The following is a 7,275-nucleotide window of genomic DNA, read 5'->3' as shown; positions in this document are numbered from 1 at the left end:
GGAGAGTGCGCCAGAGCCTGCGCCAGAGGCAGAGCCGGAACCGGAGTCAGCGCCGACGCCGGCTGGAACACCGGCGGCGGACGGGGTGCCGAAGACGCGGTCGGCGCCGGTACCGGCGGGCGCGTCCGGGAGCCGGGTGACGATGGCGGTGCCGCTCGACACGCTCGCGGCGACCTCGATCTCACCCGCGGAGATCTCGCCCACGGACCCGGCCCGGGCCTTGGGATCGGTGCGGAAGCCGGCACCGGGACCGACATCGAAACGATGATCGGCATCGCTACGGGGGCCGGTCGCGAGGGCGGCCGTGCCGGTGTCGGCCTGGGCCTTGGAGCCGACGTTGGCGTCGGCCTGAGCCCCGGAGCCGACGTCGGCGTCGGCCTGAGCCCCGGAGCCGACGTCGGCGTCGGCCTGGGCCCCACCAGCGGCACCAGCGGCACGCACCGGGAACACCCGGCCGGTGACCGCCGCGCGCACCAGTGGGTGGGCGATCAGGCAGTCCGCGGCGGGAACGATCTCGTGCGAGCGGTGGCCGCGCAGTCCGACCTCGCCCTGCGCGGTCAGCGCATACCGCATCCTGGTCCGCCAGCCCAGACCCTCACCCTCGGCCGACGGCAGGGCGTCCGACGGCAGGGCGGCCGGCGACAGCACGTCTCGCGGCGGCGCACCCGGCGATGGAGTGTCTCGCGGCTCGCCCGGCGGTGATGCGGGCGGCGGTGCGGGCGGTAAGGCGTCCACCGCCTCGACCTCGACGGGACGGTCCAGCCCGGCCAGCCGGCGCAGCTGCTCGCGGACCACCGTCGCCTTCAGTCGCCGCTGCGCGGCGAGGGAGGCATGCTGCCAGTCGCATCCCCCGCACCCGCCGGCCCCGGCGTGCGGGCACGGCGGGACGACGCGCTCCGGCGCGGCGCGCAGCACCTCGACGGCGTCCGCCCGCCAGTAGCTGCCGTGCGAGGTGTCGGTCAGCCGGGCCCGTACCCGCTCACCCGGCAGGGCGTGCCGGACGAAGACCACCCGGCCGTTGTCGCGGGCCACGCAGCTCCCGCCGTGTGCCACCGGCCCGACCTCGAGCTCGATCACGTCCTCGGCCGCACCCCCGGCTGCCGTATCCCCGGCCGCCGTATCCCCGGTCGCCGTCATCTCCCGGGACCGTCGAGGACCGTTCCCTCGATGACCGGCCCGCCGTCGGCCACGGGGCCGTCGTCCGCGGCGGGCTGGCGTGGCGCCAGCCGCCGCACGATGGCGAAGGTCGCGAGGATCGCCACGCCGAACAGGGGCAGGCCCAGAGCGATGTTGGCCGCGCCGAGCCAGCCGGGCTCACCGGCAAGATAGAGCAGGCCCTGGACGGCGAACCGGACGGTGAAGACCGCGATCCAGACGCCCGTCGCCCACACCGCGGCGCGCCGGGTGTCGGCGTGCCGGCGCCAGTTGGCGTAGCGGGGATCCAGCACCGCCATCACGTAGCCGGCGAACGGCCGGCGTACCAGCAGCGACAGCAGGCCGACGGCCGCGAACACGGCGTTCTTGGCGATGCTGGGCAGGAAGAACCCTTCGGCGCTGTGCGTGCGGGACGCGACGAAAGCGGCCACACCGACCGCGAACAGCCCGGAGAACGCCTGCTGGACCGGCTCCCGCCGCAGCAGCCGCAGCACCATGAGGGCAGCCGCGACGACGATCGCGACCACGATGCCCGCGGTCAGCCCGGCCTGGGAGTTGACGGCGACGAAGGCGGCGGTGGGAACGGCCCCGTCGACCACCCCCCGGACGCCACCGACAGCCTCGACCAGCGACACCGGCGGCTGGCGCGTCGACGGACGCCCGTCGCGGCTGGGCGCGCTCATGCGGCGACGGGCAGCCTGGGCGACAGCGTGTGTCGCGGGTCCGCGGCCGCGGGACGACTGTCGGAACTCGTCATGGCAACCGCCTTCACTGATGTGCCATCCACTGGTGTGTGCCATCCACTGGTACGCGTCATCTGGTGTGCCGTCCGCCGATCTGCGCTGTTTACCGATATCAACCTATATACGACATCTGGAACCGGCGCGACATACGCCGGGATGACACACGGGCAACGAATCAGCCCGGCCCGGTGTGCCCGCGTCCCACTGGTGGCCCACCGAAGGCCGGCGGGACCGGCCGGGCCCGCTGGCCGGTGTTCCCAGAAACGGGACGCGGGAAAACCGGGAGGACGCGGCCGTGCCACCGTGGGCCCGTCCACGCCCCGGCGCCCCGGCCGTGGGTGGCCACAACCGGCCCCGGCGGACATCGACACAGGCATCGGTGAACCTCGGCAGGACCTCGACCGGCCTCGACCGGCCTCAACCGGCTTCCGCGATCCGCACACCCGGGGCCGGCATCCGAGCCGTCGGCGTCGCGACACCGCCGACGGCCTCACGCGGATCCGGGCCTGGGAGGCTCCGGCCGTCCGGAGCGTCCGGGCTGTGCGGGTCGGTGAGCTCCCGGGGCAGTTTCAGTGGCAGCGGGTCACGCAGCGGCATCGCCTGGTCACCGCGTACCACCACCAGCCGGCGCAGCGCCTCGGCCAGCGGCGGGGCGGCGGCCGGATCGAGCGCGGCATAACCGGTGAACACGACCCGCAGGAACCAGCGCGGGCCGTCGATCCCCAGCATACGGCCGGGTATGAACTCCCCCGGTGTACCGGTCGGCAGCTGCAGGCGCAGTTCCCTGCCGTAGGGGCCACCGGTCTCCTCTGCCGTCCCGGCGGCGGTACGCAGGGAGCCGACGATCTCGGCCCGCACCTCGTCCCACAGGCCGGCGCTCTTCGACGCGGCGAACGCCGACAGCTCCATCCCGCTCTGCCCGTCCCTCAACGTCACCGTGAGCAACTGCCCGGAGGCCTGGTCGACCTGGAACTGCACCTGGACCCCGTCGATCACCGGAACCCGCAGCGACCCCAGATCAAGCCGGCGGACGTGGTCGGCCGGGGCCTGGTCGGCGTCGTGGGGACCATCATGATCAACCTCGGCCGGGTCGTGCCCGGCCTCGTCATACTCGTCCCGGTACTCCTGCGAATCCCGCCAGCCGCGACCGGCGCGCCTACGACCGCGCCGGAACACCGCGACCACTTCCTGTTCTCACGATCAGCTTCCCTGTCGTCACGATCGGCTCCTCACGCGTGTGATGGCCGGGTGTCCCCCGGCAGGATCGGGCGGCACCGGCCCCGTCCCAGACCGGAGGAAGCCGGCCGCGGATCCACGGGTGGACCGGGCCGAAGCCGGGGCCGGGGCCGGGGTCAGGCGAAACCGCCGGTCGACCCGAAGCCGCCCACGCCACGCACCGTCGGCGGCAGTTCGGCGACCTCCTGGAACGCCGCCCGTTCCACCCGCTGGATGACGAGCTGAGCGATCCTGTCACCACGGCGCAGCACCACCGTCTCACGGGGATCGGTGTTGACGAGCACAACTTTGATCTCACCACGGTAACCGGTGTCGACCGTACCTGGCGCGTTCACGATGGACACCCCGTGGCGTGCCGCCAGGCCGCTGCGCGGGTGGACGAACGCCGCGTACCCCTCGGGGAGCGCGATGGCGATCCCCGTCCCCACCAGTGCGCGCTCGCCCGGGGCGAGTGTGACGTCCCGCGTCGTGACAAGATCCGCGCCGGCGTCGCCGGCATGGGCGTAGGCCGGCAGCGGGAGATCCGGATCGAGCCGGTGTACCAGCACCTCCAGCGGGCCGGCCCCGGCAGGGGCTGCCCCGCTGTGCGGGCCTGCGACATGAGGCCCTCCGATGTGAGGCGTGGTGAGGTTGTCCGTCGCGGTCATGAGCCCCTCGTGATCTGGCGGATGCGGGCCGTCACCGGCGACACGCCGGAGCGCGGCGGGACGCCGAAGTAACAGCACATCGAAGACTAGCCGGCCGGAAAACAGACGATCATGGCTGTCCGCGCGGGACCACGGCGGAGACCGTCACCGCGCCACCCCGCCCGGCACGGCCCGGCACGGCCCGGCACCACCTGGCCCAACAACCCGCCGCCCGAACGGCTCGCCGCAGCCACGGCGGGGCCGACACATCAACGCACCGGTCAGACGCGTCCGCGCGGCGGCGGAGCCGGCGAACCCACGGGAAAAGACGGGCACCGCGGACGACCGGTGACGGACGCGCGAGTGATGGCCGCCGCGGTGGATACTGACCGACATGCGCTACGAGGAACGGCTGGCTGTGCCCCGACTGTGGCATGTCTGGGCCGCGGTCTGTGCCGGCGTCTTCGGAAGCTACTTCACCGTGTACACGGATTCCGCCTGGGTCCGGGCCGCCGTCTACGCCGGCATGTTCGCCGGGATGGAGGCGGCGCTGTGGGCCCTCGGGCGGGCCCGGCTGACCGTGACCGACCAGACGGTGGCCGCGGCCGGCCGGGTGCTCCCCCGGGACGGCGTGCGCGATGCCGTCGCATGCTCCGACATCCGCACGGCGCTGGCTCCGGGGGTGCACGCCGTGACCAGGCCGTGGATCCGTACCGGCGTGTGGATACGCACGGCCGGCGAGGTGTGGGTGCTCTCGTGTCGGCACCCCGACAGGTTCGTGGCGGCGACGGACGTGCGTGGCCACCCGCTGACCAGCGCTGACAGCGGCCGACCGGGGTAGACCGACCAGGTAGGACGACCAGGGTAGGACGACCGAGGTGCCCGGCAGCGGGACGCCTGCCGGTGATGAACGATCGTCAGTAACAGCTGGCTGTCGGCAACGGACGCCGTCAGCCGGACTGCCTCCAGCGGGCCCTGGGCCTCCGGCGGAGGAACAACCATGATCCCCTCGGCGTCGGCCGCCGGGGCATCTTCACGGACGGAGGTACGGAAGTGTCCCAACCGGTAGCGAAGATCGGCTGGAAGATCGTCGGAGGCGTGGCGGGAGCGGCCGCCGGGTCGGTGGCGAGCAAGGCCGTGACCCTGGCCTACAAGAAGATCCGCAAGTCGGACCCGCCGCGCAGCCCCGTGCATCCCGACACGGCCTGGGTGGACGCGATCAGCTGGGCGGCGGCCTCCGGGGTGGCGGTCGGCATCGGCAAGCTCACCGCCGAGCGGCTGGCCGCCCGCAGATGGCTGGAGGCGACCGGGTCGCTGCCGCCAGGCATCCGCGAACTGGAGTAGCACCCGCCCCACCAGAACCGAGGTCGTGCCTGCCGCAGCCACAACCAACGAGGCCCCGAGGCCACCGGGGCACTGGGGCCACAGGCACTGGGGCCACAGGCACTGGGGCCACAGGCACTGGGGCCACAGGCACTGGGGCCACAGGCACTGGGGCCACAGGCGCGGCAGCCCACCACCGGCCGGCTCGACGCCCGCTACGCCTGATCGTGGTGCTGGAGCCCCAGGCGCGGCAGCCCACCCACGGCCGCGGGACCTTGGCCGATGCCCGCGGCCGCGGGAATCCTGGCCAACGCGGCCACGCCCGACGGAGCGGCCGCGTCCGGCTGAAAAGTCACGGCCGCCGGCGATCCGCGGGCCGCGGCGGCGTCCATCGGGGAGGATGACGACCGTCGGGAGACGCGACCGGGGAGGCGCACCGGGGCCGGTTGCCGCGTGCCGTCCCACGGGCGTGCCGCCGTCCGAAGAAGCCGGAGGAGATGTCCGTGGCTGTCTACGCGCTCGGTGACCGGGTGCCCGAGATCGACCCGTCCGCCTACGTCCACCCGGACGCGACCGTGATCGGCAAGGTGACCATCGGCCCCGAGTCGACGATCTGGCCGGGCGCGGTGCTGCGCGCCGACTACGGTGAGATCCACATCGGTGCCCGCACGTCCGTGCAGGACGGCACGGTCGTGCACGCGACCGCCGAACTCCCCACGATCATCGGCGACGACTGTGTCATCGGGCACATCGCGCACCTGGAGGGCTGCACCGTCGAGGACGGGTCGCTGGTCGGCTCCGGCTCGATCGTGCTGCACCGGGCCGTGGTCGGCCGGGGTGCGCTGGTCGGGGCGCAGGCGCTGGTCGGCAACAACGTGCGGGTGCCACCGCGGGCGCTGGCCGTCGGCGTCCCCGCGAAGATCCGTCCGGACGCGGTGGCGGAGAACGCCTTCGCGGCCGGGGCCGCGATGTACACCGCGAACGGCAAGCGCTACCGCGAGGAACTCCGCCGCCTCGACTAGATCGACCAGAGGGAAGCCGCATCGGCTGGAGCGCCGGTCAGGTAGCGCTGGATCCCAGCCACAGCCACCCGCACAGGCCATGATCCAGGCGACTTTGTCGTTGTGTACGCTTTTTGTCCGCAAAAGCGTACACAACGACAAAATTACGCCGATCTTCTCCGGTGGCCGGCGTCCATCGAAGCGTGCCACCGTGCGGGGGATACGCATGGCTACCTGATCGGCGTTCCAGGAAGGAAAGGCGATCTGCCCGGTCGGCGCGGCGCGGGCTCGGCAGGGCCCGTCAGTGATCGGGGCCGGCGTGGGCCGGCCATGTGGGGCGAGGGAAAATCGCTGGCGGCCGGCCGGTCGACGGCGGGCCTCCTTGGTGCCGTAGGTGGAGCCCGTCCGTCAGTCGCGGTCGGCGGGCGGGTCGGTGGCGAGGATGTCGTGGAGGGCGTCGAACAGGGCGGGCGGGGCGGCGATGGCGAGGTCGTTGGAGACCGGGCGGCCGTGCAGGCCACCGACCCGCAGCCCGGCCTCGGCCGCGACCAGCGCCCCGGCAGCGTGGTCCCAGGGGTGCAGGCCACGCTCGTAGTAGGCGTCCACCAGGCCGGCCGCGGCGGCGCCGAGGTCCAGCGACGCCGCGCCCATCCGCCGGATGTCACGCACCCGGGGGACGACCCGGGTCAGCACCGTCACCTGGGCGATCCGCCGTTGCACCGTGTAGCCGAACCCGGTCGCGACGAGCGCGTGCGCCAGGTCCGTGACGGCCGAGCCGGCCAGCGGCACACCGTTGCGGGCCGAGCCCTCCCCGAGCGCCGCGGTGTAGGTGACGCCCAGGGCGGGGGCGTGCACGACACCCGCCACCACCTGCCCGTCGACCTCGGTCGCGATCGACACCGCCCAGTTCGGCAGGTTGTAGAGGAAGTTCACGGTGCCGTCCAGCGGGTCGACGATCCAGCGCACCCCGCTGGTGCCCGGGTCGTCGGCGCCCTCCTCGCCCAGCAGGCCGTCGCCCGGGCGCGCCGCGCGCAGCCGGCTCGCGACCAGCTCCTCGGAGGCCCGGTCGAGCGCGGTGACGACGTCGGTGGGGGACGTCTTGGTCGTCTCGGCCACGACGTCCCCGCCGCGGCCCCGCAGCAGCAGGCCGCCGGCCTCGTGGGCGACGTCGAGCGCCAGCGCGAGCAGGTC

The 7,275-nt window shown here is 73.6% G+C and carries 8 protein-coding genes; 3 read left to right on the top strand and 5 right to left on the bottom strand.

Annotated elements, in window-relative coordinates; genetic code table 11:
- From NBX02_RS08645 to dut, 4 genes are all read right to left on the bottom strand, one after another.
- The coding region (locus NBX02_RS08645; RefSeq protein ID WP_250290829.1) for a TRAM domain-containing protein at positions 1–1,137 on the bottom strand (1,137 nt) is incomplete at its 3' end.
- Positions 1,134–1,838 carry a DUF3159 domain-containing protein gene (locus NBX02_RS08640; protein ID WP_250290827.1) on the bottom strand — a complete coding sequence of 235 codons (705 nt, stop codon included), beginning with the start codon at positions 1,836–1,838 and terminating at the stop codon, positions 1,134–1,136. The genes NBX02_RS08645 and NBX02_RS08640, both read right to left, overlap by 4 nt.
- Before the next feature lie 477 nt (positions 1,839–2,315).
- Positions 2,316–3,074 carry a DUF3710 domain-containing protein gene (locus NBX02_RS08635; RefSeq protein ID WP_250284900.1) on the bottom strand — a complete coding sequence of 253 codons (759 nt, stop codon included), beginning with the start codon at positions 3,072–3,074 and terminating at the stop codon, positions 2,316–2,318.
- A 176-nt stretch (positions 3,075–3,250) separates the two neighbouring features.
- Positions 3,251–3,688, bottom strand: coding sequence for a dUTP diphosphatase (gene dut, locus NBX02_RS08630; protein WP_445548329.1), 438 nt, complete (start codon positions 3,686–3,688; stop codon positions 3,251–3,253).
- A gap of 466 nt (positions 3,689–4,154) precedes the next feature.
- Between dut and NBX02_RS08625 the strand changes: the two genes are divergently transcribed.
- The 3 genes from NBX02_RS08625 to NBX02_RS08615 all read left to right on the top strand — a co-directional run bounded on the left by NBX02_RS08625 (position 4,155) and on the right by NBX02_RS08615 (position 6,105).
- Positions 4,155–4,601, top strand: coding sequence for a DUF3093 family protein (locus NBX02_RS08625; RefSeq protein WP_250284896.1), 447 nt, complete (start codon positions 4,155–4,157; stop codon positions 4,599–4,601).
- Positions 4,602–4,813: 212 nt separating this feature from the next.
- Positions 4,814–5,104: a DUF4235 domain-containing protein gene (locus tag NBX02_RS08620; RefSeq protein WP_250284894.1), complete on the top strand. Its 291-nt coding sequence runs from the start codon at positions 4,814–4,816 to the stop codon at positions 5,102–5,104.
- Between the two features lie 476 nt (positions 5,105–5,580).
- Positions 5,581–6,105: a gamma carbonic anhydrase family protein gene (locus tag NBX02_RS08615; protein WP_250284893.1), complete on the top strand. Its 525-nt coding sequence runs from the start codon at positions 5,581–5,583 to the stop codon at positions 6,103–6,105.
- Between the two features lie 387 nt (positions 6,106–6,492).
- Here the strand turns inward: NBX02_RS08615 and NBX02_RS08610 are convergent, their stop codons facing one another.
- Positions 6,493–7,272 carry an inositol monophosphatase family protein gene (locus NBX02_RS08610; protein WP_250290833.1) on the bottom strand — a complete coding sequence of 260 codons (780 nt, stop codon included), beginning with the start codon at positions 7,270–7,272 and terminating at the stop codon, positions 6,493–6,495.
- Between the last annotated feature and the right edge of the window lie 3 nt (positions 7,273–7,275).

The organism is Protofrankia sp. CiP1_Cm_nod1 (genome assembly GCF_920888515.1).
Classification (GTDB): Bacteria; Actinomycetota; Actinomycetes; order Frankiales; family Frankiaceae; genus Protofrankia.
The sequence above is the reverse complement of the archived record's forward strand: the minus strand, read 5'-3'. Positions and strand labels throughout refer to the sequence as shown.

What these genes read in the sequence shown, in the direction of transcription:
- NBX02_RS08640 (WP_250290827.1), bottom strand. Translation starts at nt 1,838, where the DNA reads ATGAGCGCGCCCAGCCGCGACGGGCGTCCGTCGACGCGCCAGCCGCCG.
- NBX02_RS08625 (WP_250284896.1), top strand. Translation starts at nt 4,155, where the DNA reads ATGCGCTACGAGGAACGGCTGGCTGTGCCCCGACTGTGGCATGTCTGG.
- NBX02_RS08615 (WP_250284893.1), top strand. Translation starts at nt 5,581, where the DNA reads ATGTCCGTGGCTGTCTACGCGCTCGGTGACCGGGTGCCCGAGATCGAC.